The sequence below is a fragment of the Glutamicibacter nicotianae genome, assembly GCF_016907615.1.
Taxonomy (GTDB): Bacteria; Actinomycetota; Actinomycetes; order Actinomycetales; family Micrococcaceae; genus Glutamicibacter; species Glutamicibacter nicotianae.
This window is the reverse complement of sequence record NZ_JAFBCH010000001.1, coordinates 510,308-537,287: the sequence shown is the minus strand read 5'-3', so window position 1 is coordinate 537,287 and position 26,980 is coordinate 510,308. Positions and strand designations below refer to the sequence as shown.

Here is a 26,980-nt window from a genome sequence, read left to right as displayed (position 1 = left end):
CCTCTAGTCTATGCTCCCCTTGTTAATTGTGCCTTGCAGGCGGATGTATTCTTTGTCCCTCCGGGGCATGCCGTCGACCACCAGATCATAGGAATCCTCGATGAGTTCACGCATCAGGTTCGGGTCGAGTCCAGCACGCACGGAATTCCAGTGCTTCTTGTTCATGTGATAGCCCGGGGTGATCTGCGGATGCTCGCTGCGTTGCTGGTCAGCAAGGGCAGGCTCGCATTTCAGGTTCAGCACCAATTCTCCATTCAGCTGCATGATCAGCCCGAACATCTTGCCTTTGCCAGGATCCCTGCCCGCCACCTTGAATACGGTGCTCTCAGGGCCAAAAGGATAATCGGCATAAGCGCACGGCATGCTCAGGCACAGCTGCGCCCACGCATTTTCCAGTTCATCTTGAGCAGCTGATATTGCCATCAATTCCTCGCTATCGGAATGGGTACTCAATCTTAGGGCAGGTATCCATCACCACGTCCAATCCCGCGTCCTTGGCCCGCTGGGCAGCGGCTTCGTCGATCACGCCGAGCTGCAGCCACACCGATTTGGCGCCCACGGCGATCGCCTGGTCAACGATATCCCCCACCTTGGAGGAGTTCACGAAGCAATCCACCACATCGATGGGTTCAGGGATATCAGCAAGCTTCGTGAATCCCGGTTCGCCCATCACGGTTTCTCCGCTCAATGACACAGGAAAAATCTTCATCGACAGCTCGTCGCGCAGGAACCGTGCGATGGAAGGAGCCACGCGAGCGGGATTATTGGTCAGGCCGACAACGGCCCAGCGCCCCGGTGCGCTCAACAGCCTGCGGATCGTCTCTGGATCATTTACGTGATGGGTGTCCATGCACGACACCCTACCGCGTTGCCGGCGATTCAGCTTCCGGGCATCAAAGAAAGACCAGTGGCCCGGACCCATCCATGCCACTGGCCTTTCAAGCTTGCGGAATTCAGTGCTGCAGCTGCGCTGCTTTCTGGGTGGATGCTGCGCTGTTCTGCGTGAACGCTCCGCGGTATTGGGCCGCCGGATGATTTTCCGGAAGCTTGTCCCCGCGGCCGAACACCTTCTGCCGCAGGCTCCCCGGCGTGTACCCGGTTTGCGCCAGGCCGCGGCGACGCAGCTCCGGAAGGACGCCTTCGATGAAGTTGTCATAGGATCCGGGCAGTACGTGGTTCATGATGTTCAACCCATCAATCCCCGCGTCCTGCCATTGTTCCAGCTCATCAACGATCTGTTCCGGAGTGCCGACGATCTGCTGCGCCTTGGCGCGGTAGTGCGCCAGGTCGCGAAGGGTTGGGTTGCGTCCCGGGGTCGAGGCCAGCGCCGCTTCCAGCACGCCTTGGGCGCCTTCGGTCTTCACTTGCCCCAGCGGGGTATCCAGATCCAGTCCACCCAGATCCACTCCGATGCCTCCACCGATGTGGGCGATGATGGCGTGCGGATCCAGGTACTGGTCGTATTCAGCTTCAAGGGCCTTGGCTTCAGCTTCCGTGGAACCGACCACGAAGGACAGTCCGGCGAAGACCTTGATGTCTTCGCGGGTGCGGCCGGCGGCCTGCAGGTTGCTGGTCAACTGCGCATTCTTCTTCGCCACATACTGCGGGTGCGGGGCAAAGAGGAACGTCGCCTCCGCATGCGTCGCGGCGAACTGGGAGCCTCGTGGCGAGGAGCCTGCCTGGAATAGGAATGGGGTGCGTTGCGCGCTGGGCAGAGCCAGATGCGGACCATCGATGGAGTACAGCTCGCCACGATGATTGATCTTGTTGACCCGTGCAGGGTCGGCGTAGATGCCCGACTCCTTGTCGGCCCGCAGCGCGTCGTCCTCCCAGGACCCTTCCCACAGCTTGTAGGCCGATTCCACATATTCCTCGGCCCAGGCGTAGCGGTCATCGTGCGCGACCAGGCTCGCCCCGCCGAAGTTGCGGTGCGAGTTCTCGAGCACGCTGGTGACGATGTTCCACGCCACGCGGCCTCGCGAGAGATGGTCCAGCGTGGACAGCTGGCGGGCGAACTGGAACGGGTGCGCCTGGATGACCGAGCTGGTCATCGCCAGTCCGATGTCCTTGGTGGTGGCGGCCAGCGCGGAGAGCAGCACCAGCGGGTCGTGGCTGGGCACCTGCATGCCCTTGCGCACGTGGGAGGCCCAGCCGCCTTCGTGGTCGCCGTAGAGGCCAACCACGTCGGCGAAGAACAAGTTGTCGAACTTGGCGTCTTCCAGCTTCTTGGCCAGGTCCACCCACAGATCCAGCTCGTTGAACTTGTGCTGCTGCGCCTCAGGGTGGCGCCACATGCCGCCGAGGATGTGGCTTGAGGTGTTCATGAGGAAGGCCGACAGCAGGAAGCGCGGACGTGATTCGAAGGTACTCATGGCTACTTGGCTCCCTTGGCTTCACCGATCGAGTGCAGACCCGTCGGGATGGTTCCGTTGATGAAGTAGTCGCCGACCGAGCGCGCCTTGAAGGCCACCGGATTGTGGGTGGCGACGGTGCGTGCGTTGCGCCAGAAACGGTCCAGCGACTTCGAAGTGGATACCGCCGAGGCGCCGGTGACGTCGAAGAGTTCGCTGGTGGCATCCAAGACCAGCTTCGGTGCGGCCACGTGCGCCTGTTGCACGGCGAGCTCGGCGCGCAGGAAGGCCTCCTCGGCATTCAGGCCGAGGCTCGGGTCCAGTGCTGCGTCGAGGTCGCAGGCCGCTGACACCACAATTGATTCTGCGGCGAATACGTTCGAGGCAAGGCGTCCTACGAGCTCCTGGATCTGCGGATCGTCCTTGAACAGTGCGCCGGAGCCGGTGTTGAAGGTACGGGTGCGGGTCGCCACGATGCGGGCGGCTTCGTTGCGGGCTGCTTTGCCGATGCCAACCAGTACCGAGAGCAGGCAGAGCTGGAAGAACGCCGGCTCCAGGGTGGAAGCCACCTTGCGCTGGATGATGTTCTGCTCGTCCACCGCGACGTCGGTGAAGATCGCGGTGCCGGTGCCGGTCAGCGGCTGGCCGAAGCCGTCCCAGTCGTCCAGGATTTCGACGCCTTTGGCGTGGCGTTCGACTACCGCGTACTGCCGCCCCTCAACGCCGTCGGTGGTGGCCATGACGACAACCCAGTCCGCGAAGATCGATCCGGTGGTGTAGTACTTCTCGCCGCGCAGCACCCACCCGGCGCCCGTCTTGACGAGCTTGGTGTTGGTGCTGCCCAGGGCGTTGCCGCCGCGCTCGGTGGCGGCATTGCCGAAGATCTCCCCCGCAAGCACCCGCGGGAACCAGCGGTCCTGGAACTCCTGCGGCTGCAGGGCAATCGTTTCCACGAACGAGAAGTGGCTGCGCAGCAAGTGGGCTACGTTGGAGTCGGCTGCCGCCAGTTCGATAAGCAGGCGGAACAGGTGCTCATGGCTAACCGGCGAACCACCGTGGCTGGCTGGCACGCGCAAGGTGGTGAATCCTGCGTCCTTGAGCCACTGCACCTGCTCGAAAGGCAGAATGCGCTGCTGTTCGCGTTCGGTAGCTCCCTGCGCGATACGGGCAAATACCTGGCTGAAGTGTGCCAAAAGTTCTTGGTAAGCGGCTTCGGTGTGCTGCTGGGCGGAAGGACGGAATGTTGCCAAGGCTTCAGTGCTCATGGATGCTCCTAGTAGATTTTGGAATTGGTGTGAAATGGCTAGGCGGTACGCGTATCGGCCAATTCGCGAAGTACCTTGCCGGGATTCGCCGCAAGCAGGGTCCTGGTGTACTCATGCTGGGGATTGGAATAGATTTCATCAACGGTTCCCGACTCGACAATTTGCCCACGGCACATCACACCAACGCGGTGGCTGATCCGTTCCACCACATGCAGATCATGGGAAATGAACAGGTAGGTCAGTTGTTCTTCGCGCTGCAACTGGTCGAGCAACTCAAGTATTTGTTCCTGGGTGAGTACATCAAGTGCGCTCAATGCTTCATCTAGGACGAGAATTTTGGCACCGCTTGCCAGAGCCCGGGCAATGGCGACGCGTTGGCGTTGTCCCCCGGAAAGCTCTCCTGGGCGTCTTCCGACCAGCTGTTCTGGCAGGTTCACCTGATCCATCAACTGCGCTACTCGCTGGGCACGCCAAGCGGAATCACCCAGACGGTAGTTGACCATTGGTTCAGCGATGATCGAGCCGATCGACTGTCGCGGGTCTAGGGCAGAGTCGGGGTTCTGATAGACCAGTTGCGCGTCCCTCCACAGATCATAGCGCTGCTTGCCGCTGATGTTGGCAACGTCTCTGCCGTTGACCAGCACCGATCCTTCGGTGGCTGGATGCATTCCCATGATGATTTTTGCTGTTGTGGATTTTCCGGAACCGGATTCGCCTACCAGCGAGAACGTGGTGCCTCGCTGCACTTCGAAACTGACGTCCGAAAGAACCTGGTGCTCATTGCGGCCTTTGCCGAAGACCTTGCCGAGTCCCTCCACTGTGATCGCGATGTCGTCTGAGGTTGAAGGTTGCTGCCGGTCCTGATGCGCGTAGGCCTGGTCGAGCAATGCCTTGGTGTACGGTTCAGTGCTCTGTGCAACCAGCGCCGGAACGCTGCGATCTTCGAGGACCCGCCCCGAATTCATGACCAGTACCCGGTCTGCGATGTCAGTCGCAACAGCCAGATCGTGAGTTACGAAGAGTACAGTGGTTCCCTTCTTCCGAGCCAGCGATACGAAAACTTCCAAAACCGTGCGCTGGACGGTGACGTCCAAGGCGCTGGTGGGTTCATCCGCAATGAGCAGTTGAGGATTCAACGCGAAGGCAATGGCAATCAATACACGTTGCTTCAGCCCGCCAGAAAGCTCGTGCGGAAATTGATCCAGCCTGCTTTCCGCCCGGTCGATGCCAACGCTCTGCATCAGTTCGATTGCCTTAGAGCGCCATTGGGCCTTTGGCACTGAGCGTGACGGATGCAAACGGAATACTTCGATGATCTGGGAGCCAATGGTCTTCACGGGATCCAGCGAGGCGCCCGGATCCTGCGGGACTAAGCCGATTCCGGCACCACGAATGGCACGCCAGTCGGACAAAGAAAGATTGGTGACTTCAGTCCCGCCGAAACGCACACTTCCCTGGACCTCCGTCCCCTGTGGCAATAGGCCAATCAGGGTCTTGGTCAGCGTTGATTTGCCCGAGCCGGATTCACCGACAATGGCAACGATTTGTCCCGCTGGAATTTCCAAGTTGATACTGTCAGCAGCTACGGTACCTTGGGCATACTGGACGGTTAAGTCCTCTATGCGGATCACCGCAGAAGAAGCGTTGCTGGTTGCGTTCATGGTCTTGTCCGTTCATCGAAGAGTAGAGCTAGAAGCGGAATGCCTTGTTGATGGCACGTCCCAGTACGGCTGACAGCATGACCGCCGACACGATGACCAATCCCGGCAATGTCGTCAACCACCAAGCCACCGAAAGGTACTGGCGGCCTTCGGAAATCAGCAGTCCCCATTCAGGGGTTGGCGGTGGCGACCCGAAGCCGAGGAAACCTAAACCGGAGATCGCAAGAATTGCAGCACCCAGATCCACAGCTAGCAAGGACAGCACCGGACCGACGATATGCGGGATGATGTGCCGACGCAGCACCGTGAAGTACTTCCCGCCACTCATTAACGCTGCCTGCACGAAATCGCGAGAGCGGACCCTCAGCACCTCTGTTCGCACGAGGCGTGCGAATGCCGCGATCGAGGCGATGCCTACACCCAGGCCCAAGGACAGCGGTCCAGGTTCAGTCGCGGTGACCAGAATCAGCGCAATGAGGAATGCCGGAACTGCCAGGACAATATCGACAAATCGCATTGCCACGGTATCTGCGAACCGCCCAGCAGTGCCCGCCAGCAGACCGAGGATCGAGCCGACAACGCTTCCAACCAAGCACGCCAGGCCCGCGGTCAGCAGCGTCTGGCGCGTTCCGTAGACAACTCGGCTGTAGATGTCACGCCCCAGATGGTCGGTTCCGAACAGGTGTTCCGCGGATGGCGCTAGCAGCTTGTCAGCCGGCACACCAGTAATCGGGTCGTGGCCCGTAAAGAGCGATGGAAGAAAAGCCCACGCCACAAATACGGCCAGCGGAATGAGAACCCACCAGGCGGCAAACCAGCGTGCTGCTGGATTTCCTATTTTGGTTGCAGGCTTGGTTGAAGCCATCGGCTGGTCATCGCTGGCCACCGATCCAACGTGTTCGGTTATGAGACTCATTAGTCCTACTTTCCTTACGCAACAAGCGAGCGGGTTGCGCCACTTGTTGACGTGACGATGCGTGGATCGAGCTGCGGGTGGATGAGATCAACGAGCAAGTTGACTGCGGTGAAAACGACTGCGGTCAGCAGCACCAATCCCTGGACCAGTGGAATGTCCTGCGCCGTCACTGACTGCAAGATAAGCTGGCCTAATCCCGCGCGGGAAAACACGGTCTCGGTGATGACGGAACCAGCGAGCAAGGCACCAATGGTGATACCGGCAATGGATAGCGCGGCCGGGGCCGCGTTCTTCAAGGTGTGCCGGTAGAAGATCCATGCTTCGCTTGCGCCTTTGGCGCGCAAAACTTCAATAAACGGTTGTCTATTCACTTCCTGCACGCTCTTGATCAGGACCTGGGCAATCGGAGCGCTCAGATGCACGGCCAGCACGAAGATTGGCACCGCCAACGACATGAACGATCCATCCGGGAACAGCGACATCACGCCGAGCTGCACGGCCAACAGCTGCAAGAGCAGCAGCCCCAACCAGAAAACAGGTATCGAAACCATCAAAGGTGGCAGGTTCAGCAACGCCTTGCGCAACTTCCCGCCTCTGGCCAAGCTCGCAGCCGACGCGATAATCAGGGCGAATACCACCGAAAGAACGAATGCACTACCAGCCAGAATCAAGGTGGATCCAGCGACTTCCCCGATGCGCGTTGCCACTTCCGAACCATTGGATAACGAATATCCAAGATCCCCGCGAAGCAGCCCGAGCAACTGCGAGAAGTACTGCACGAAGAGCGGCTGGTCGTATCCGTAGTATGCCTTCATCTGGGCAATGGTGGCCGGATCCGCCGCCGAGTCAGTGCTCAGGAAGATCGTGACCGGGTCATTCGGCAAGGATTGCACGGCAATGAAAACCGCTGTGTAGGCAAGCCAGATGACCAGAAGCGCCTGTCCCAGTCGTTTTACGATGTAAGTGCCCATGGATTTGGTTCCTAGCCTTCGCTCTTCCAAGCACCTTGGAAGATGGGCGCGGTACCGGAAGTGAACTCGACGTTCGCCGAGCTATTGGCGCCATAGACCTGGACTTCGTCCCAAAGAACCAGCGTCAGGGCCTTGTCCAGCACCAGGGCACGCTGTTCCTCTTCGACCAGCTTCAGGTGTTCCTCATCGGTGGCCGCCGACTGCTCTTTGATGAAAAGCTTGTTCAGTTCAGGATCAGCGCGAAGGGTCTGGTTGTTGTTCGCAGGTGCATAGACCGGGCCCAGTCCGCCGTACGCAAACTGGCGAGTTCCGAAGAACTCCACCTTGTCGTCGACAAGTGCGTTGGTCAGGAAAGTATTGTCTGCCGCGCGGTTGATCAGCTGGACGCCAATCTCGCGCCATTGCTGTTCAATCAGTTCGAACGCTGGCTTGATGACTACGGAGTTATTGGAGGTGGAAACCGTGACTTCCAGTTTCTTCCCGTTCTTCTCCCGAATGCCATCTGCGCCCGGCTTCCATCCGGCCTCGTCCAATAACTGCTTGGCCTTTTCCGGGTTATAGGCCAATTCAGCTGACAGGTCTACAAACCCTGGTGCCTTGTGGTTGAGGATCGATCCCGAGATGACATAGCTATCCGAGAGAACGGTGTCTTTGATGGCCTGGCGGTCGATTGCAACCTGCAGTGCCTGGCGGACTTTGACGTCTTCCAGCTTTCCCGAGCCAATTCGCACGGCCGCGTGGTTGGTGGTCAGGTCCACCCCTTCGGCGGCATAAACCTTGCCGCCACTGGAGGCCAGCACCTGTTCATCTACCGGCTGCAATCCTCGGACGAGATCCACCTGCCCGGACTGGGCGGCGCCGGCACGGCTAGCGACCTCTGGAAGGTACTTGATAACCAGGGTATCCAGATAGGCATCGCCCTGGTTCGGCGCAGTTTCTGGCGCCCAGGCGTAGTCATCCCGGCTGCTGAAAACGACTTCTTCATCAGGCTTTTCCGATTCGAAGACGAATGGGCCGGAACCAACAATCTTGGAGATCGAAGACTGCGCGGCATTGTCCAGTTCAAGGGTCTTCGGGGACACCAAACCAGCAGTTACGGAGGAAGTCGACCTAAGGAAATTGGCATCTGGCCGCTTGAGCGTGACCTTGACCTTGTTGTCCCCTACGACCTCTGCCGACTTATAGGCAGCAAAGTCAACGTTTGGCGCAATCTGGGCAGACTTGATTCCCTTTCCAAGGGCGTCCAGGTTCAGCTTCACAGCCTCAGCATCCAGCGTGGAGCCGTCTGAGAAAGTGACACCGTCGCGAATGGTGAAGGTGAACTCCGTCTGGTCTTCATTAGCTTCGAATTCGCTGGCGATCCAGCCAACCAGTTTGCCGGCTTCCACATCGTAGTAGGTCAGGCGATCAAGCACTGAGTTCAGAACATTCGCTTTCTCATAGAAGCGTGCTGCCTGAGTCTGCCAATTGTTGATAGGGGTAACTTCAGCGAAGGTGAAGGTGCCACCTTCAACCGGAGTCCCTGGATCGGCTGCTGCTTGCGCTGCGCCCGTCTTGGTGGCGTTGCCTCCGCAAGCGGTGAGCGACAAGCCCAGAACGGCAAGAATCGCAGTGGTCTTCAGTCCAAAATGTGCTGTACGCATGATTTCAAATGTCCTCTCGGTTGGTGACCCGAGGATTACGCCTAGATTCGCTGCACGTTCTGCCATGATTTGTGGGAATACTCTTGGCGAGTTTCTCCCCGCAGACCGCCGTGAAAATTAGCAATCTCCATCGGTCCTGGCCTTAGCACCGCTCCCGTTCACGGGTGGTTGCTGCGACTTCAACGAGCCAGGTCTCTCGGTCGCTCTGGATGGGGTGTCCGGCTGTACCGGCCGAACAATTCAAGTCTGCAACCCGTGAATTGAGCAGACAAGCGTTACGTAAGGAGCGGTCATGAAGTCACACAAAGCATCCTGAAATGCCCGATGTTCGTCATACTGGGCGTCACGAGAACCCTTTCATGCGTCATATGACTTTCCATGACGGCAGGTTTGGGCAGATCCGCAGAAATCCTTGCTTATGCTGGATTTCCGATTGAAGGTTTGGGGAATTACCCCACCCGCTAGCCGGTTGTAGCAGATGCAAGAACTTACGAGAGGACCTCATGAAGATCGCAATTACCGGAGCCACCGGACAGCTGGGAAAACTCGTCATCGATGCACTGCTGGAGCGCGGGGCCGATCCCGCGCAGCTGATTGCCATCGGCCGTTCGGAGGAAAAACTGGCCCCGCTGGCAGGCAAGGGCTTGGAAACCCGCGTTGCCGATTACAACGTCCAGCCAGATCTGGTTTCCGCGCTTGAAGGCGTCGACAAGCTGCTGCTGATCTCCTCCAGCGAGGTAGGCCAGCGCGTCGCCCAGCATGAGAACATCATCAACGCCGCCAAGCAGGTGGACGTCTCGCTGATCGCCTACACGTCAATTGCCAACGCGATGACCGGCGGCATGGAGCTCGCCGAGGAGCACATCGCCACCGAGCGGTTGCTGGCTGGATCAGGCATCGGCTACGTGCTGCTGCGCAACGGCTGGTACATCGAAAACTACACCGACCAGCTCATGGGCTACCTCAATAGCGGCGTAATCCTCGGTGCCGCGGGCGAGGGCAAAATCAGCGCTGCCGCCCGTGCCGATTTCGCGGAGGCAGCCGCGGCGGTGCTGCTGTCCGATGAAGAGCAGAACGGCAAGATCTACGAGTTGGGCAGCGACAAGCCATTCACCCTCGCCCAGCTTGCTGGCGCTGTCGGCGCCGCCGCTGGCCAGGACGTCGCCTACCAGGAAATGGATCCCGAACAGCTGGAAACGATCTACGCTGACGCCGGAGTCCCCGGACCCTTCGCGCACATCCTCGTCGATACCGACGTGCGCATTCGCGAAGGAGCACTGGAGGTTGGAACCGGCGACCTGGCCAAGCTGATCGGCCGCGCTCCAGCGTCCCTGGGCAAGGTCATCAAGGACAACCTGGACAAGTAGCACCCTCTCATCAAGGGTCCAACGGGCAGGCACTCGCGGCAGTCGTTGCCGCGGTGCCTGCCCTTCAGCATTTAAGCTTCATAACCGCGAATATTCGCTCGACAAGGGGAAATTTAACACCCAGATAGATAGTGCCGCGTGTCACAAGCTCGCCGGGAGGTCCCGCTCCCGTAAATTTGCGCATACTTCATCGCCACCTGAAGAGGAGATCAAAGTATGCCACGAGCACGTTTGAGGCCAGTTGCCTGCGCTGCAACCATCGCCTTGGGCCTGGGAGCTTTCTCGGCTGTCTCGGCGAGTGCGGATCCACGCCACACCGAAAAAGTCCCGACGGCCATTGGAACCGGAGGCGCGGTGTCTTCGGTGGACCCGGAGGCCACCGCCGCCGGCATCGAAGTCCTGCGCAAGGGAGGCAACGCCGTGGATGCGGCCGTGGCCACCGCGGCGGCACTCGGCGTCACCGAACCCTACAGCGCAGGCATTGGCGGTGGCGGATATTTCCTCTACTACGATACGCAATCGGGCAAGGTCAGCACGATCGACGGTCGCGAAACCGCCCCAGCAGGCATGGCCAATGACGCATTCATTGATCCCGAAACCGGCGAGCCGTACAACTTCACCCCGGAACTGGTTACCAGCGGCGTGGCAGTAGGCGTGCCCGGAACCTTGGCCACATGGCAACGCGCCCTGGACAATTGGGGTTCGCAGAACCTGAAGCAGGTCTTGCGCCCGGCAACCAAAATCGCTTCCCGCGGCTTTGCCATTGATGAGACCTTCCGCGAGCAGACCTTGGATAACAAGGAACGGTTCGCCGCGTTCCCTGCCACGAGCGAATTGTTCTTGCCCGGCGGGGATGCTCCCCAGGTCGGGACCATCTTCAAGAATCCGGATCTGGCGGACACCTATCGGATGCTGGCCAAGCAAGGCCTCGATGGGTTCTATGCGGGAGACTTGGCCGCCGAGATCGCCCACACGGTGCAGGCACCGCCAAAGAGCGCAGATACCGGCCTCCCGGTTCCCGCGGGGCAGTTGTCCACCGCCGATCTGGCCGGCTACGAAGTGGTGGAGCAGGAACCGACTCAGGTGGAATACCGGGGCTACGAAGTCTTCGGCATGGCTCCGTCTTCCAGCGGCGGAACCACCATCGGCGAATCGCTGAACATCCTGAGCCAATTCGACGTGGCGGCCATGGACGAAGCCGAGGCGTTGCACCATTATTTCGAGGCAACTGCTCTTGCCTACGCTGATCGTAGCAAGTTCGTCGGCGACCCGGTTTTCGCCGATGTTCCGACCCGCACCCTGACAGACAAGTTGTTCGGTGCGGAGCGGGCGTGCGCCATCGACCCGGACCAGGCCGCAGCCAAGCCCGTCGCTCCGGGCGATATCGAGAACTACGATGGCCAATGCCCGGCTGCCAGCAGCGAACCGGTTGAAGAGCAGGATACGGAAAATATCTCCACCACGCACCTGTCGGTGGTGGATCGCTGGGGCAACGTCGTTTCCTACACGTTGACCATCGAGCAAACCGGCGGCTCGGGCATGGTGGTTCCGGGCCGCGGATTCCTGCTGAACAACGAGCTGACCGATTTCTCCACGGTCTATGATCCGCAGGATCCGAACCGCATTGAGCCGGGCAAGCGCCCGCGCTCATCGATGGCGCCCACCATTGTCCTGCAGGACGGCGAACCGGTGCTGGCCATTGGTTCCCCGGGCGGTTCAACCATCATCACCACGGTGCTGCAGACCCTGGTGAACCGCATCGACTTGGGCATGAGCATCAGCGAGGCCATCGCCGCGCCGCGGGCTTCGCAGCGCAACACTGCCGCGGTCACCGCCGAACCCGAGTTCATCGAAGCCTATGGTCCTGCGCTTGAGGCCTTCGGCCACAAGCTCACGCCGGCCGGCGATTCCTTCACCCCGCAGGCTGAAATCGGCGCCGTTGAAGCGGTGGAGATCGCGGCCGATGGCACGCTCACGGCAGCGGCCGAGCCCACCAGGCGCGGCGGCGGTTCGGCCATGGTGCTGGAGCCGACCGAGTAGGCACGCAGTGAAAACGGCGGCCTGCGGCAACATTCTTGCGAAGTTGCCGCAGGCCGCCGATTGCGCTATCTAGCCGGATACTCAGGCCTGCGCGGCCATCCGGTTGGCGATCTTGAACTGGGCTGCACGGTGGGTGTCCTTCACCCGGTCGCCGGCGCCGAACAGCTTGTTGCGCAGCGTGCCCTGGGTGTACTCGGTCTTGTAGACCCCGCGGGCCTGCAGCTCAGGCACCACGTACTCGACGATGTCCTCGAAGGTGCCAGGAGTGACAGCGTAGGCGAGGTTGAAGCCGTCCACGTCGGTGTATTCCACCCAGTCGATGAGCTTCTCGGCAACCTCGGCACCCGAACCGACGGAAACCGGGCCGAAGCCGCCTACGCCGATCCATTCGGCCAGCTGGCGGATGGTCCATGGCTTTCCGGTATCGCCGCTGGCCTTCTTGAAGGTTTCCACCGAGGACTGGATGGCGTTGGACTTCACGTCATCGCCAATTACATCGTCCGGTCCGTACACGGACATGTCGATGCCGGTCCAGCCCGACAGCAGCGCCAGCGAGCCCTCGGTATCCACGTAGGAGCGGTAGTCCTCGAACTTCGCCTGGGCCAGTTCCGAGGTTTCGGCGGTGATGATGGTCTGCATGGCGAAGACCTTGATGTCGTAGCGGCCGCGGCCAGCCGCTTCGGCAGCGTCGCGGATCTTGGTGACAGCTTCCTTGAGCAGTTCGCGGGTTGGGCAGGTGACGAAGATGGCTTCGGCGTTCGACGCGGCGAATTCCGTGCCGCGCTTGGAGGCGCCGGCCTGGTAGATCACCGGGGTGCGCTGCTTCGACGGCTCGGTGATCGCGATGCCCGGGACCTTGAAGTACTTGCCTTCGTGCTCAATCGGGTGCACCTTGGCCGGATCGGTGTAGATGCCGGTTTCCTTGTTGTTCTGCACCGCGTTGTCTTCCCACGAGCCTTCGAGCAGCTTGTAGACCACTTCGAGGTACTCATCGGCGTGGTTGTAGCGCTCGTCGTGCTCCATCTGGTCTTCCTGGCCCATATTGCGGGCAGCCGATGGCAGGTACCCGGTGACCACGTTCCAGCCGACGCGGCCGTTGGTCAGGTGGTCCAGGGTGGCCAGGCGGCGGGCGAAGGCGTACGGGTGCTCATAGGCGGTACCCGCGGTGACGCCGAAGCCGAGGTTCTCGGTCACGGCGGCCATGGCCGAGACCAGCATCATCGGGTCGTTGACCGGCGCCTGGGCGCCGGAGGTCAGCGGGGTGATGTTGTTGCCCTTGTACACGTCGTAGGTGCCCAGCACATCGGCGAGGAACAGGCCGTCGAACTTGCCCTTCTCCAGCACCTTGGCCAGATGCGTCCAGTAGCCCAGGGTGTTGTAGGTCGAGGCCTTGTCCTCCGGGTGGCGCCACAGGCCTGGCGACTGGTGCACCACGCAGTTCATGTCGAATGCGTTGAATAGGATCTCGCGCTTGTTCTCGCTCATGCCTTTGCCCCCATAAGGTCGATATTCATGGAAAGTTCCCGGTTTGCGACGCGGGCTCTCAGGCCCGCTGGGTCGAATCTTCGCCGGTGACGGACAGCCGCTGCGGCTGGACGCCGTTGATCTCGTAGTCCCCGACGATGCGCGCCTTGTAGATCGCCGGGTTGTGCGTGGCGATGGTGCGCGCATTGCGCCAGTGCCGGTCAAGGTTGCAGCCGCTCCTGGTGGACGAGGCCCCCAGCCCGTCGAAGAGCTTGCTCGTTACGCCGATGGCCAGCGGCTGCACCACGGTTTGCGCACGGTTGGCTGCCAGCTCGCAGACCGCGTAGCGTTCCTCGTCGTTCAGTCCCGGATCACCCAGGGCCGCCTCGACTTCGAGCACCGCGCCGATCACCACCGAGTCGGCGGCGGAGGATTCCGCGGACACCTCCCCCACCAGCTGCAGGACCTGGGGTTCCTGGTATACCGGCACCCCGGTTCCGGTGGTGAAGATGCGGGTGCGTGCCTGCACCGCGCTGCGCAGGTCGTTCAGCGCGGCGCGGGCGATGCCTGCCTGCACGGACATGAGCACCAGCTGGAAGATCGCCGCTTCGGAGTCATTGCGCTGCTGCGGCATGAAGCAGTCCACCGGGACCTGATGGAATTCGGTGGTACCGGTTCCGGTCAGGCCCTGGCCGAATCCGTCCCAGTCATCGAGGATCTTGACGCCGCTGCGCTGGGTGGACACCACCGCGATCTGGCGTCCGGCAAGCTCAGGGTGGGCCACCGCAACAGTGGTCCAGTCGGCAAAGATGGTGCCGGTGCAGTAGTACTTCTCGCCGTCGACTACCCAGCGCCCGTCCACGAAGCTGGCCTTCGTATTCAAGGTGCCCAGGGCGTTGCCGCCGCGCTCGGTGTAGGCGTTGCCGACAATCTGCCCGGCGGCGATGCGGGCCACCCACTTCTTGCGCAGCGCCTCGTCTTCCAGTGCCAGCACATTCTCGACAAAAGCGATATGCGCGCGCCACAGCTGGCCGACATGGGAGTCGGCCTCGGAGAGCTCGATGAGCAGGCGGAAGACATCCACCAGCCGCGCACCGTAGCCGCCGTCGGCCACGGGAAGGCGCAGCGCGCCGAAGCGCTCGCGGTTCAGCAGGCCTACCTGCTCGAAGGGAAGCACACGGTTCAGGTCGCGGTCCTTGGCGGTCGCGGCGATCTGAGCGAAGACCGGGCGGAAGATTTCGGCCAGCCGGTTGTACTGCTCATCCGCGCCGGGACCGGGAGTGATCTTCAGCAGCTGCCGCGTGGGCAGCTGCTCCTCGAACTCGTCCAGTTCCAGAGCGCTGGCTTGCGAAGGATCGCTGAGCTGGTTGAAGTCCAGCCCTGGGGCATTCGGTGATTCGCCAATAGGCATCAGGGTTCTCAATTCTTTCCATCGGTCCTGGCAGTAGCACCGTCCCGCTCTTCGGGTGGTTGCTGCGGCGTCGTGGAGCCAGATCTCTCAGCCGCTCTGGATGGGTCGTGATTCATTTGTAACGGTAATAATCCGGCGCTTCCAAGCCGCGAAGTCATATTTCGCCTCAGATTTGGAAGGGCCTATGCTCAAATCCCACAGCCTAATCCCCGTCCCATCGAAGATGAGTTGCAAGGATTGGTCTGCTGTCGATCAAACCGGCCCTAGGTAAAATAAATAACGAAATTTCTGGGCAATGTGACGCACATATCGAACATTTTTTCATGTTACGCAAGATTTGCGTCTAAATCGTTCGACTCGCTGTAATAGAGGGGTAACCATCCCGAGCGGCCGAGAGATCTGGCTCTTTGACGCCGCAGCAACCACCTTCGGAGCTCCACCTCCGCAGGCCGGTGCTACCGCCAGGACCGATGGAGATTGATATGGCTCTTACCATTGCAGCGCCCGAGGCAACTTCAACCACCTCAACCGCACTGGACGTCCAATTCAGCAACGTGTCGCGGACCTTCACCACAAAGAAGGAAAGCCGCACCGTGCTGGCCGACATCAACTTGCACATTCCAGCCGGCCAAGTCGTCGCGATCCTAGGCGCCAGCGGCTGCGGAAAATCCACGCTGCTGCGCTCGGTCTCCGGGTTGGACCACCCCTCCACCGGAGACATCCGCACAGGCACCCACGAGGTCAACGGCATCAACGAGCTATGTGCCGTTGCTTTCCAGGAACCACGCCTGCTTCCGTGGCGATCGGTGCGCGAGAACATTGCGCTGGGTCTGGCCCCAGGAACCGAGAAGGCCTCTGGCGACGCGCTGATTGATGAGCTGATCGAGCTGACCGGGCTGAGCCATGCAGCCAGCCTGCGCCCGCGGGAGATTTCCGGCGGCATGGCCCAGCGTGTTTCGCTGGCTCGCGCGCTGGCCCGCCGCCCGGGCGTATTGCTTCTCGATGAGCCCTTCGGCGCACTCGATGCCCTGACCCGCCTGAAGATGCAGGATTTGCTGCTCTCAATTCACGCATCATTCCCCACCACGGTACTCATGGTGACCCATGACGTGGACGAGGCCTTGACCTTGGCTGACCGCGTTATCGTCTTGGGACGCAGCACCGGGAACGGCGCGGCTGGTGTCATCGAAGACCTAGCGATCTCCGCCGGGCAACCACGCCGGCACACGGACGAGAAGTTCGTTGCCGATCGCCTGCACCTGCTGCGCCTGCTCGGCGTCGATCCAACCAACCATTAATCCAGGGAACGCATTGGATCCTCGGCGATCCTTACTCTTTGCCCTATCGTCCATCCGCTTGCACGCATAATTCTAGGATTCTCCATGCTCTTGAACCGCTTCTCCCGCCGCACCGCTCTGTCCGCCGCCGCTTTGCTCATGGGCGCAGTTGCCCTGACCGGCTGCGCTGGCGAAAACGCTACTGCCGACTCCGGTGATCAGACCTTGTCCATCGACTTTGCCACGTACAACCCGCTGAGCCTGGTGCTCAAGGAAAAGGGGTGGCTGGATGCGGCCGCCAAGGAACAGGGCGTTGACGTCGAGTGGATCCAGTCCGCAGGTTCCAACAAGGCCAATGAGGCGCTTCGCGCCGGTGCGATTGACGTCGGTTCCACCGCCGGTTCAGCAGCGTTGCTGAACCGTTCCAACGGTGCACCAATCAAGACCGTCGCCCTGTACTCCCAGCCGGAATGGGCAGCCCTGGTAGTGGACAAGGATTCAAAGATCGAATCCGTTGAAGACCTGGCAGGGAAGACCGTGGCGGCCACCAAGGGCACCGATCCATACTTCTTCCTGCTCCAGGCTCTGGACACCGCGGGACTGAGCGAAGATGACATCAAGCTGCAGAACCTGCAGCATGCCGATGGCCGCACCGCACTGGTCAACGGTTCGGTCGATGCCTGGAGCGGACTGGATCCAATCATGGCAGCCGCCGAAGAAGACGGCGCGCAGCTGGTTTACCGGAATCTGGACTTCAACACCTACGGTGCGCTGAACGCTCGCGAAGACTTCATCGAGCAGAGCCCCGAACTGGCCCAGCTCGTGGTCGACGCCTATGAGAAGGCTCGCGATTGGGCGGCCGAAAACCCTGGGGAAACCGCTGAGATCCTTGCCGACGTTGCAGGGCTCGAACCAGAAGTTGCCAAGACCGTGATCGAGGAACGCTCCAATCTGGACGTTCCAGCGGTTCCCGACGCCAAATTCACCGGAGTGCTGAGCAACATTGGCCCCACCCTGGTCGCCAGCGGCGATGTTTCCAAGCAGGAATCCGTAGATGAAGCACTAGCAACCCTCGTTGACGACCAGTTTGCCCTCAAGGCAGATGCAACGAAGATCTCCGGAGAGTAAACAGCGATGAGCACCGAAAACGCGGCTGATACCCGCGAAAATCCGACACCTGCCAAGCACAAGGCAGGCATCGCCGCAACGATCCTGCGCGCACCTAAATGGTTGCTTGCGCTGATCCTGCCTCTGGCCACCGTGGCTGTCTGGCAATTCGTCACGGTGAGCGGCATCGTTGCCCCGTGGACGCTGCCGACTCCAAGCTCGGTCGTTGCCGCCGCCTTTGAGCTCCTCGAAGATGGCGATCTTGGTAAGCACATCGGCATTTCCACCCAGCGTGTACTGCTGGGCTTCGCCTTCGGTTCCCTGCTCGGTTTGGCGCTGGGCGCCCTCGTCGGCCTGTCCAAATTGGCAGATGCGTTTCTGGGCCTGAGCATCAGTGCCCTGCGCGCCGTCCCTTCGCTGGCTTGGGTTCCGTTGCTGGTGCTTTGGATGAAAATGGGCGAAGATTCCAAGGTCACGCTCGTGATCATCGGCGCGTTCTTCCCGGTCTTCACCACCGTCGCCTTGGCCTTGCGCCATGTCGATGCCCACCTGATCGAGGCCGCTCGTTCCTTCGGCCTGAAGGGACTGAAGCTACTGCGCACAGTCCAGCTGCCCGCGGTAGTCCCTTCCATCTTCTCCGGACTGCGCTTGGCACTGGCCCAGGCGTGGCTCTTCCTGGTCGCGGCTGAACTGCTCGGAGCGTCGATGGGATTGGGCTTCCTGCTCACCGATTCACAGAACAATGGCCGCCTGGACCGCCTGATCATGACCATCGTGTTGCTGGCCGTCTTCGGAAAAATCACCGATGCCCTGCTATCGATAGCCGAACGCTGGGCGATCAAACGCTGGACCTAGCCCCGGACTAACTAGCACCGGCTGGCAACGCTATCCCGTCCCCCACCAAAGAAAGTTTGCAATGACCACCGAATTGGCAACAACCTCAGCACTTGAATCAGAGGCGGCACGCCAGGAATTCTGGGACGAAGCGGCGCACCTTTTGGATTGGGACACCCCGTGGCACACCACCAGCCGCATCATTCCGGCTGACCCCCAGGCGCAGCGCGGCCCGGAAATTTCCTGGTATCTCGGCGGCAAGCTGAACGCGGCAGTGAACTGCGCCGACCGCCACGTCGCCGCAGGACGCGGCGAGAAGGTTGCGCTGTACTTCGAAGGCGAACCCGGCGACCGCGTTGCAGTCACCTACAAGAATCTGCAGGAGCGGGTTTCCCAAGCTGCCAATGCCTTGGAATCCCTGGGCGTGGTGAAGGGCGACCGCGTGGTCATCTACCTGCCGGTGCTCATTGAAACCATCGTCATCACCTTGGCATGCGCCCGCATCGGCGCCATCCACTCGCTGGTCTTCGGCGGGTTCTCTGCCGAAGCGCTGAAGTTCCGCGTGGAAGACACCAAGGCGAAGGTGCTGGTCACCACCGACGGCCAGTTCCGCCGCGGCACCTCGGTCCCGGTCAAGGACAACGCCGATGCGGCAGTTGCCGGCGAGAACGAAATCGAAAAGGTGCTGGTGATCCGCCGAACCGGAGATGAGATACCGTGGACCGCGGGTCGCGACGTCTGGTGGCATGAGGTGGTTGATACCCAGTCCACCGAGCACATGCCGGAGTTCTTCGACTCCGAGACGCCGCTGTTCATCATGTACACCTCGGGGACCACCGGCCAACCCAAGGGCCTGGTGCACACCACCGGCGGCTACCTGACGCAGGCGGCCACCAGCTACAACATGCTGTTCGCCAATCCAGACGAGTCCCAGCGCGAGCACGATGTGCACTGGTGCACCGCTGACCTGGCCTGGGTCACCGCCCACACCTACGAGATCTACGGTCCACTGGCCAACGGCGTCACCCAGGTCATCTACGAGGGCGTGCCCAACGCCCCGCATCCGGGCCGGCACTTCGAGGTCATCGAACGCTACAAGGTCACCAGCTACTACACCGCTCCCACCTTGGTCCGCTCGCTGATGGGCTGGTTCCCCGACGGCATCCCGGCAGAATACGACCTGTCGTCGGTGAAGATCGGCGGCACCGTGGGCGAAGCGGTCAACCCCGAGGCGTGGAAATGGTTCCGCCAGCAGATTGGCCGCGACACCGCGGCGGGCCTGCCCATGGTCGATACCTGGTGGCAGTCGGAGTCCGGCGCGACAGTGCTTTCCCCATTGCCTACCGATGAGCACTTCAAGCCGGGTTGCGCCGCACGTGCGCTGCCGGGCATTTCGGTGGACATCGTTGACGCCAATGGCCGCAGCATGCCGGCCAACGAGCAGGGAAATATTGTCATTACCCGCACCGGCCCGTCGATGGCGCGTACCGTTTGGGGCAATCCGGCACGCTACTACACCAGCTACTGGGAACAATACGTCGAGCAAGGCTGGTTCCTGGCCGGCGACGGTGCCCGCTTCGATGAGGACGGCGACATCTACATCCTGGGCCGCACCGATGACGTGATCAACATTTCCGGCCACCGGCTGTCCACCATCGAGATCGAATCGGCGCTAGTCACCAACCCCGGTGTGGTGGAAGCCGGCGTCTGCCCCACCCCGGATCCCAAGACCGGACACGCGGCAACCGCCTTCGTGGTGCCGCTGGACAAGACCCTGATCGCAGAGTCGCCCGATCCGGATCTCGCTGCCCGGCAGGCCGAGTTCATCGCCGAGCTTCGCGAGACTGTCGCGGTCCAGATCGGCCCGATTGCCAAGCCGCGTGAAATCGTCCTGGTTCCAGATGTGCCCAAGACGCGTTCTGGCAAGATCATGCGCCGCCTGCTCACCCAGCTGTTCGAGGGCACCACGCTCGGTGATACGACAAGTCTGCAGAATGAGCCGTGCATCCCGGAGATCAACGCGATCTGCCGTGCACGTGGCTAATCGACCAGGCTCTAGCACTTAAATAAAGTGAAGCTTCTTCCCGGATTCGGGAAGAAGCTTCACTTGCTTTGCCGGTAATTACTCCCCGGCAGTTGGCTTCGGACTCTCGCCGTCGCCCTCAGTTTTCTTGCCGTCCTCCACCGGGTCGGCGGTGGACTCAGCGGCTTCAGTGGCAAAGATCTTCGCTTCGGCAGCCTTGCCTTCGGCGGTGACCAAAGGAATTTCGGTGGTCATCAAGCTGAACTGGCTGCCCTCATGGCGGTCAACTGCTTGCCCCACGGAATGCTCGAGAACCTTGCGGGCCACCTTGTCGCGCAGCACCAGCGGATCATTGCTCAAGTCCTTCCACAATGCCACGCAAAGCAGCAGCATCACGATGACGAATGGCAGCGCAGAGACAATCGTGATGTTCTTCAGGCCGGTCAAAGCCTCCGCCGGATGATCACCGCCAGCCAGCAGCATCACCGCGGCCACCGCACCGGTAGCCACGCCCCAGAAGATCACTGACTTCTTGGTTGGCTCTTCGGCGCCGCGTTCGCTGAGCGCACCCATCACGATCGAGGCCGAATCTGCGCCCGTCACGAAGAAGATCGCAATCAGCAACACGGTGACGACCATCAGCACGGTGGCCACCCAGCCGGAGAGCGGCAATCGGCCAAGCATGTCGAAGAGGATCAGATCGAAGTTGATGTCCGGTGCGCCATCGACAATGCTGGCCAGCTTTTCCCCGGTTTCCCCGGCGCGTTCGGCACGTTCCTGAATACCGATTGCTCCACCGCCGAAGATCGAGAACCAGATCAGGGTGACAGTTGATGGAACCAGCAGCACACCGGTAACGAACTGGCGAATCGTGCGGCCGCGGGAAATGCGCGCAATGAACAGGCCTACGAATGGGCTCCAGGAGATCCACCATGCCCAGTAGAAGACAGTCCACGAGGAGAGCCAATCAGACATCGCCACATCGCCAGCCGCCGTGCGTGAAGCCATCTCCGGCAAGTCGCCAATGAAGGCGCCAACAGCGTTGGGGATGACGTTCAGGATGAACAGGGTTGGACCGCCAATGAAAACGATCAGCGCGATGATCACTGCCAGCACCATATTGGTGTTGGACAGCCACTGGATGCCGCGCTCAATGCCGGAAACAGCGGAAGCGACGAACAAGGCAGTAAGAATAGCGATGATGACCACGAGAACGCCGGAACCGACCTTCTCCATCATTCCTGTGGCCTGGATGCCGCCGCCAATCTGCAATGCGCCAAGACCCAGCGAACAGGCCGAGCCGAAGAGCGTGGCAATAATAGCCAAGATGTTGATGGTGCGGCCGCCCCAGCCGTGTATGGCGCGGTCGCCGAAGATCGAGCTGAACATGGCGGAGAACAGCTGCGGACGTCCCAGCCGGAAACTGCCGTAAGCCATGCCCAATCCGACAATGGCGTACATGGCCCAGGGGAAGAGCGTCCAATGGAAGAGCGTAGTGCCCATGGCTGTGCTCAGAGCCTCGCTGGTGGAGCCTTCCACCGTTCCCGGAGGAGGCGACATGTAGAAGTACAGCGGCTCACCCACGCCGTAGAAGACCAGTCCGATGCCCATGCCGGTGGCAAACATCATCGAGATCCACGAAACCGTGGAGAACTGTGGCGATTCACCGTCCTTGCCCAGCGGGATGCGCCCGAAATTCTTCGCTGCTACGACAATAGCGAAGACCGCGAATAATGCGGCGGCGATAACAAAAAGCCAACCAGTGTTGGTGATAACCCAGTCCAAGGCTGCGCTGGAGGCCTTGCCCAGCCCCGACGGGGTGGAGAAACCCCAAATGATGAATGCCAGCGCGATAACGCCGGCGATTCCGAATACCCAATAATCCGTACCGGAAAGGGAGTACTTCTTAGGTCGCCTGTGGCGAACTGAATGCAGTTCCTCGACGAGGTCTACGATTGATTGATCCGTCTGCTTCATTGCGTTCTTCCTTCACTGGTGAGATCCCGTGGAGAAGTTCCAGACGGAATCTGCCCAGCCATCGTTTCTAGAGTCAACGATCGCCATGCAGTGTGATTGATTGCGAATTGCTTTTCGGGTGTCGGTCCGTTGTCTCTAAACCTCGCGTCAGAACTGCCTGAAAGAAACAGCTATTCTGCGCAAATATCCCGCTAAATGTTCCTGCGAAGTGACCCGATTTAGCACGGAATTGACACGATAAATCCAAAATGAGCCTTTTCCAGCATTGTCGACATCTCACCGAGGGTCAAATCAGATCCTTGATTTCACGCCATTTTCTACGTTGGATACGCACTGGATCAAGATGTTTTCGCTGATGCCGCGATCCGTGTGAGCTTCCTCGCCTCACTCGAATTTCCGGTTTCCGCTGCCGCGAAATCCTTACCCGCCTCGAATTACCTCCGAAGTCGGAATGACCTATTCTCCACTTTGTTTATTCGTCTCGAATATCCGGAATTCAACAATTACCTCAGCTTCGATTCCCCTCCGCCAAGGCATGCCTCATAAGGCATACTTCCTGCACAGAAGCTCTTTCGGCGCATTGTTGCCACTCACCAACTTGTAACCTGTAATACATTCGAACTTATCTTGACTCATTCAAAATAAGCGGGCATGCTGGTTACATGACATCAAAGGCAGGGATCGAGCAGGTGCTGAAGGCGGCATCGATGCGGGTTACACAACCCCGCGTTGCGGTACTGTCCGCTGTCGCTGCGCACCCGCACGCGGATACCGAAACCATCATTTCGGCCGTTCGCGAAGGGCACCCCAATGTGTCGCACCAAGCTGTCTACGATTCGCTGAAGCTTTTCACGAAGCTGGGAGTCATCCGGCTGATACAGCCGCAGGGCCATATCGCCCGCTACGAAGCCCGCGTTGGCGACAATCACCACCATGTGGTGTGCCGCCAGTGCGGCAAGCTGGCGGACGTCGACTGCGCTGTCGGCGGCGCCCCGTGCCTGCATGCGTCCAACGATCACGGCTTCAGCATCGACGAGGCCGAAGTGATCTACTGGGGCACCTGCCCTGATTGCCAGGCTGCGAATGCGCAGAAAGATGTCGTAGTAACCCCCTAGATTTGCCATCACGCAGGACTCGTTCCCGCGTGGCGGACATGAACCGCACAATCCCCTAAAAAATCCGGAAGGAAGAGCACATGTCTGAGACGACCGCAGGTCAGTGCCCAGTAGTTGGCGCGGGTCGAGTTCACCCAACCCAGGGCAACGCCAATACCGAATGGTGGCCGAACAAGCTGAACCTGAAGATCCTTGCTAAGAACCAGCAGGTATCGAACCCGTTGGATGAGGACTTCGATTACATCGAGGCGTTCAACGCACTGGACATGGAGGCCCTGAAGGCCGACTTGGCCGAGATCATGACCCAGTCCCACGACTGGTGGCCAGCAGACTTCGGACACTATGGTCCGTTCTTCATCCGCATGGCTTGGCACTCCGCCGGCACCTATCGCTCCCACGATGGGCGTGGCGGCGGTGGCGCAGGCCAGCAGCGCTTCGCCCCATTGAACTCGTGGCCAGACAACGTATCGCTGGATAAGGCTCGCCGCCTGCTGTGGCCGGTAAAGAAGAAGTATGGCCAGGCCATCTCCTGGGCCGACCTGATCCTGCTGGCCGGCAACGTGGCTCTGGAGGACATGGGCTTCGAGACCTTCGGCTTCGCCGGCGGCCGCAAGGACGTCTGGGAAGCTGACGACGACGTTTACTGGGGCCCTGAAAAGGTGTGGCTGGACAACGAGCGCTACACCGGCAAGCGCGACCTGGAAGCCCCTCTGGCTGCAGTCCAAATGGGCCTGATCTACGTGAACCCTGAAGGTCCAGACGGCAACCCGGATCCGCTGGCTTCGGCCATCGACATCCGCGAAACCTTCCGCCGCATGGGTATGAATGACGAAGAGACCGTAGCGCTGATCGCTGGCGGCCACACCTTCGGCAAGACTCACGGCGCCCACGCCGATGACAAGATCGGTCCGGATCCAGAAGCAGCTCCGCTGGAAATGCAGGGCCTGGGTTGGAAGAACGGCCACGGCACCGGCAAGGGTGCAGACACCGTGTCCTCCGGTCTGGAAGTGACCTGGACCTACCACCCAACCCGTTGGGACAACGAGTTCTTCCACATCCTGTTCGCTTACGAGTGGGAACTGTTCGAGTCGCCAGCAGGTGCTAAGCAGTGGCGCCCGGTCAACGGCGGCGGAGCCGGCCTGGTTCAGCCTGCGTTCGACACCTTGGAGAAGCGCGAACCGCGCATGCTGACCAGCGACCTGGCACTGCGCTTTGATCCGATTTACGGTCCGATCTCCAAGAACTTCAAGGAGAACCCGGACAAGTTCGCCGACGCCTTCGCCCGCGCCTGGTTCAAGCTGACCCACCGCGACATGGGCCCGAAGTCCCGCTACTTCGGCCCAGAGGTTCCAGCCGAGGACCTGCTCTGGCAGGATCCGTTGCCGGCTGCTCCAGAAATCACCCTGGGTGCCAAGGAAATCGCCGAGCTGAAGTCCCTGATCAACGACGCTGGCCTTTCGGTGCAGCAGCTGGTTTCCACCGCGTGGAAGGCCGCAGCGACCTTCCGTTCTTCGGATAAGCGCGGCGGCGCAAACGGCGGCCGCATCCGCCTGGAGCCGCAGGTTTCCTGGTCAGTGAACCAGCCGGAGCAGCTGAAGCCAGTAATCGCCAAGCTCGAGGAAATCGTTGACCAGTTCAACGCCACCTCCGAGATCAAGGCATCCTTCGCCGATGTTGTGGTCTTGGCCGGCAACGTCGGTGTTGAGCAGGCTGCCCTGGCAGCCGGACAGCAAGTCGAGGTTCCATTCACCCCGGGTCGCGTTGACGCAACCCAGGAGCAGACCGACGTGGAGCAGTTCGCTTGGCTGGAGCCAGTCGCTGACGGCTTCCGCAACTACGACTCCGGTTTCCTGAACTTGCCTAGCGAGTACCTGCTGATCGACCGCGCGAACCTGCTGGGCCTGTCGGCTCCTGAGATGACCGTGCTGCTCGGCGGCCTGCGTGTCATCGGCAACAACTGGGATGGCTCGAACAAGGGCGTCTTCACCGACACCCCGGGCGCTCTGACCAACGACTACTTCGCGAACCTGCTGGAACTCGGCTTGGAGTGGACCCCGTCGGCTGACGAACAGACCTACACCACCACCGACGGCCGTTGGACCGGCAGCCGCGTGGACCTGGTCTTCGGCTCCAACTCGGAACTGCGTGCTCTCGCCGAAGTTTACGCCTCGGACGACGCCAAGGAGAAGTTCGTCAAGGACTTCGCTACTGCATGGGCCAAGCTCATGGACGCGGATCGCTTCGAACTGCTGACCAAGTAGCCGCTAACTTCTGGCAGATAGTGCTGGGCTGTTGCTCCCCTGATGGGGAGCAACAGCCCAGCACTTGCTTAATCCGGCTATGGGCAGTTAAAAAAGCGTCGCCGCGCTGCCTGCGAAGTCCGGGTTTTCAAGTTTCAGCAGCTCCGTCTTGGCTTGCAGTCCTCCCAGATAGCCGCCCAATGAGCCATCGGTGCGCAGCACCCGGTGGCAGGGCAGCACGATGGGAATCGGGTTGGTGGCGCAGGCTGAGCCGACGGCCCGCACTGCCTTCGGCTTGCCGATTTGCTGCGCGAGTTGGGCGTAGCTGCGGGTCTGGCCGTAATCGATATGTTCCAGTTGAAGCTGCACCTGGCGGCGGAACCGCGTCGAGAGCTGCAGGTCCACCGGGAGCTCGAAACTGTGCCGTGTGCCCGCGAAGTACTCATCGAGCTGCCGGGCGGTCCCATCCAGGCTCGACTTGTCGCGCAGGATGCGCGGGCTGAGCTTTTCTGAGAGCAGCTCAAGTATGCGGTCATGGCCCTCGGACTCGAATGCCACCCGCACCAGCCCGGCATCGCTGCTGGCCAGCAGCAATGAACCCACTGGGCTGTCGACCACCCGATAGGCGACATCGACAAGTTCAAGCGCCCGGGCTTTTTCAGCGAGCTGGCCTTGCAGCGCGTCGAGGGTTTGCATTTCAGCGGCCGTCGCCTGCTGCTGATAATTTTTTTCGTTCATGGCTGCTCCCGCCATAGTTCCTGGTCGTCGAGCCGGACCCGCAGGTTTTTGATCCCGTCGGCACCGGCCCTGCGGGCAGCGGCTTCGCTGCCCGAAAGGATTTCGGCAATTTGCGCGTAGCTCATCCCGCCGAGGTACCGATAGGCCACGACCTGCCTTTGCTTGCCGGGAAGCTGATTCACCTCGTGCCAGAGCTGCAGATTGTCCAACTGCAGATCCGGCCGGTTCTTCCCGGACGCGGGACTGTCCACGTCCTGGTCGATGAGGATCTCCGGCTTATGCTTGCGCAACTCGTCAATGGCCTTGTTCCGGGCAATGCGCACCAGCCACGCCAGGACATTGGCATCATCTGGCAGCTGCGGGTACGCCTTGAGCGCGGCGAGGAAGGTTTCGGACCAGGCATCTTGCGCGCGGTGCTCATCCAGCAGAGCGCGGCAAACACGCAGGACGTTCAGTCCATAGTCTTGGACTATCCGCTCGAATGGTGCTTGCATGCCTCTCCTGGGATTTCGCGACCTGCTGGCCCCTCACCGTGTAAACGCAACGGCCACCTGTTCTGTGAGGTGCGAATGAAGAATTT

At 60.7% G+C, this 26,980-nt stretch carries 21 protein-coding genes and 3 riboswitches; of the genes, 8 read left to right on the top strand and 13 right to left on the bottom strand.

Going from position 1 to position 26,980, the window contains the following annotated elements:
* Positions 1-3: 3 nt before the first annotated feature.
* From JOE62_RS02705 to JOE62_RS02670, 8 genes are all read right to left on the bottom strand, one after another.
* Positions 4-423, bottom strand: coding sequence for an MmcQ/YjbR family DNA-binding protein (locus tag JOE62_RS02705; RefSeq protein WP_204720123.1), 420 nt, complete (start codon positions 421-423; stop codon positions 4-6).
* Positions 424-433: 10 nt separating this feature from the next.
* Entirely contained in the window at positions 434-850 is a 417-nt protein-coding gene (locus JOE62_RS02700; RefSeq protein WP_204720121.1) for a CoA-binding protein, read from the bottom strand.
* 103 nt (positions 851-953) lie between these two features.
* The gene (locus JOE62_RS02695; RefSeq protein ID WP_204720119.1) at positions 954-2,372 is read right to left on the bottom strand and encodes an NtaA/DmoA family FMN-dependent monooxygenase; all 1,419 of its coding nucleotides are present in this window, start codon (positions 2,370-2,372) and stop codon (positions 954-956) included.
* A gap of 2 nt (positions 2,373-2,374) precedes the next feature.
* Positions 2,375-3,616: an acyl-CoA dehydrogenase family protein gene (locus tag JOE62_RS02690; protein WP_204720117.1), complete on the bottom strand. Its 1,242-nt coding sequence runs from the start codon at positions 3,614-3,616 to the stop codon at positions 2,375-2,377.
* Between the two features lie 38 nt (positions 3,617-3,654).
* A complete protein-coding gene (locus tag JOE62_RS02685) occupies positions 3,655-5,277 on the bottom strand; it encodes an ABC transporter ATP-binding protein (protein ID WP_204720115.1) in 1,623 nt (540 codons plus the stop codon).
* A gap of 28 nt (positions 5,278-5,305) precedes the next feature.
* Complete coding sequence (locus tag JOE62_RS02680) at positions 5,306-6,193, bottom strand: ABC transporter permease (RefSeq protein WP_204720113.1); 888 nt, start codon at positions 6,191-6,193, stop codon at positions 5,306-5,308.
* Between the two features lie 14 nt (positions 6,194-6,207).
* Entirely contained in the window at positions 6,208-7,164 is a 957-nt protein-coding gene (locus tag JOE62_RS02675) for an ABC transporter permease (RefSeq protein WP_013347654.1), read from the bottom strand.
* A gap of 11 nt (positions 7,165-7,175) precedes the next feature.
* Positions 7,176-8,807 (bottom strand): ABC transporter substrate-binding protein, encoded by a 1,632-nt coding sequence (locus tag JOE62_RS02670; RefSeq protein WP_239543150.1) that lies wholly within the window; start codon positions 8,805-8,807, stop codon positions 7,176-7,178.
* Positions 8,808-8,931: 124 nt separating this feature from the next.
* Positions 8,932-9,023: riboswitch (SAM riboswitch) on the bottom strand.
* A gap of 287 nt (positions 9,024-9,310) precedes the next feature.
* On the opposite strand from JOE62_RS02670, the gene JOE62_RS02665 reads away from it, so the two are divergent.
* On the top strand, positions 9,311-10,174 hold the full coding sequence (locus JOE62_RS02665; protein WP_204720109.1) for an SDR family oxidoreductase: 864 nt from the start codon (positions 9,311-9,313) through the stop codon (positions 10,172-10,174).
* 216 nt (positions 10,175-10,390) lie between these two features.
* Positions 10,391-12,214 (top strand): gamma-glutamyltransferase, encoded by a 1,824-nt coding sequence (gene ggt / locus JOE62_RS02660; protein WP_204720108.1) that lies wholly within the window; start codon positions 10,391-10,393, stop codon positions 12,212-12,214.
* A gap of 81 nt (positions 12,215-12,295) precedes the next feature.
* Here ggt and JOE62_RS02655 read toward each other — a convergent pair whose 3' ends face one another.
* Together JOE62_RS02655 and JOE62_RS02650 are read right to left on the bottom strand one after the other, a co-directional pair.
* Positions 12,296-13,699, bottom strand: coding sequence for an LLM class flavin-dependent oxidoreductase (locus JOE62_RS02655; protein ID WP_204720106.1), 1,404 nt, complete (start codon positions 13,697-13,699; stop codon positions 12,296-12,298).
* A 58-nt stretch (positions 13,700-13,757) separates the two neighbouring features.
* Complete coding sequence (locus tag JOE62_RS02650; RefSeq protein WP_204720104.1) at positions 13,758-15,089, bottom strand: acyl-CoA dehydrogenase family protein; 1,332 nt, start codon at positions 15,087-15,089, stop codon at positions 13,758-13,760.
* A 15-nt stretch (positions 15,090-15,104) separates the two neighbouring features.
* A riboswitch (SAM riboswitch) is annotated at positions 15,105-15,196 on the bottom strand.
* Positions 15,197-15,463: 267 nt separating this feature from the next.
* Positions 15,464-15,566: riboswitch (SAM riboswitch) on the top strand.
* Positions 15,567-15,571: 5 nt separating this feature from the next.
* Between JOE62_RS02650 and JOE62_RS02645 the strand changes: the two genes are divergently transcribed.
* From JOE62_RS02645 to acs, 4 genes are all read left to right on the top strand, one after another.
* Positions 15,572-16,387 (top strand): ABC transporter ATP-binding protein, encoded by an 816-nt coding sequence (locus tag JOE62_RS02645; RefSeq protein ID WP_204720102.1) that lies wholly within the window; start codon positions 15,572-15,574, stop codon positions 16,385-16,387.
* 84 nt (positions 16,388-16,471) lie between these two features.
* Positions 16,472-17,494, top strand: coding sequence for an aliphatic sulfonate ABC transporter substrate-binding protein (locus JOE62_RS02640; protein ID WP_204720101.1), 1,023 nt, complete (start codon positions 16,472-16,474; stop codon positions 17,492-17,494).
* A 6-nt stretch (positions 17,495-17,500) separates the two neighbouring features.
* Positions 17,501-18,328 (top strand): ABC transporter permease, encoded by an 828-nt coding sequence (locus JOE62_RS02635; protein WP_204720099.1) that lies wholly within the window; start codon positions 17,501-17,503, stop codon positions 18,326-18,328.
* 61 nt (positions 18,329-18,389) lie between these two features.
* The gene (gene acs, locus JOE62_RS02630; protein ID WP_204720097.1) at positions 18,390-20,351 is read left to right on the top strand and encodes an acetate--CoA ligase; all 1,962 of its coding nucleotides are present in this window, start codon (positions 18,390-18,392) and stop codon (positions 20,349-20,351) included.
* A gap of 78 nt (positions 20,352-20,429) precedes the next feature.
* Here the strand turns inward: acs and JOE62_RS02625 are convergent, their stop codons facing one another.
* Entirely contained in the window at positions 20,430-22,307 is a 1,878-nt protein-coding gene (locus JOE62_RS02625; RefSeq protein ID WP_239543148.1) for a BCCT family transporter, read from the bottom strand.
* A 662-nt stretch (positions 22,308-22,969) separates the two neighbouring features.
* Here JOE62_RS02625 and JOE62_RS02620 point away from each other — a divergent pair.
* Both JOE62_RS02620 and katG read left to right on the top strand, forming a co-directional pair.
* A complete protein-coding gene (locus JOE62_RS02620) occupies positions 22,970-23,422 on the top strand; it encodes a Fur family transcriptional regulator (RefSeq protein ID WP_204720095.1) in 453 nt (150 codons plus the stop codon).
* A gap of 80 nt (positions 23,423-23,502) precedes the next feature.
* Entirely contained in the window at positions 23,503-25,683 is a 2,181-nt protein-coding gene (katG, locus tag JOE62_RS02615) for a catalase/peroxidase HPI (RefSeq protein WP_204720093.1), read from the top strand.
* An 87-nt stretch (positions 25,684-25,770) separates the two neighbouring features.
* Here the strand turns inward: katG and JOE62_RS02610 are convergent, their stop codons facing one another.
* Both JOE62_RS02610 and JOE62_RS02605 read right to left on the bottom strand, forming a co-directional pair.
* Positions 25,771-26,415 carry a methylated-DNA--[protein]-cysteine S-methyltransferase gene (locus JOE62_RS02610; RefSeq protein WP_239543146.1) on the bottom strand — a complete coding sequence of 215 codons (645 nt, stop codon included), beginning with the start codon at positions 26,413-26,415 and terminating at the stop codon, positions 25,771-25,773.
* The gene (locus JOE62_RS02605) at positions 26,397-26,894 is read right to left on the bottom strand and encodes an RNA polymerase sigma factor (RefSeq protein ID WP_204720091.1); all 498 of its coding nucleotides are present in this window, start codon (positions 26,892-26,894) and stop codon (positions 26,397-26,399) included. The genes JOE62_RS02610 and JOE62_RS02605 overlap by 19 nt, the downstream gene beginning before the upstream one ends.
* Positions 26,895-26,980 lie beyond the last annotated feature (86 nt).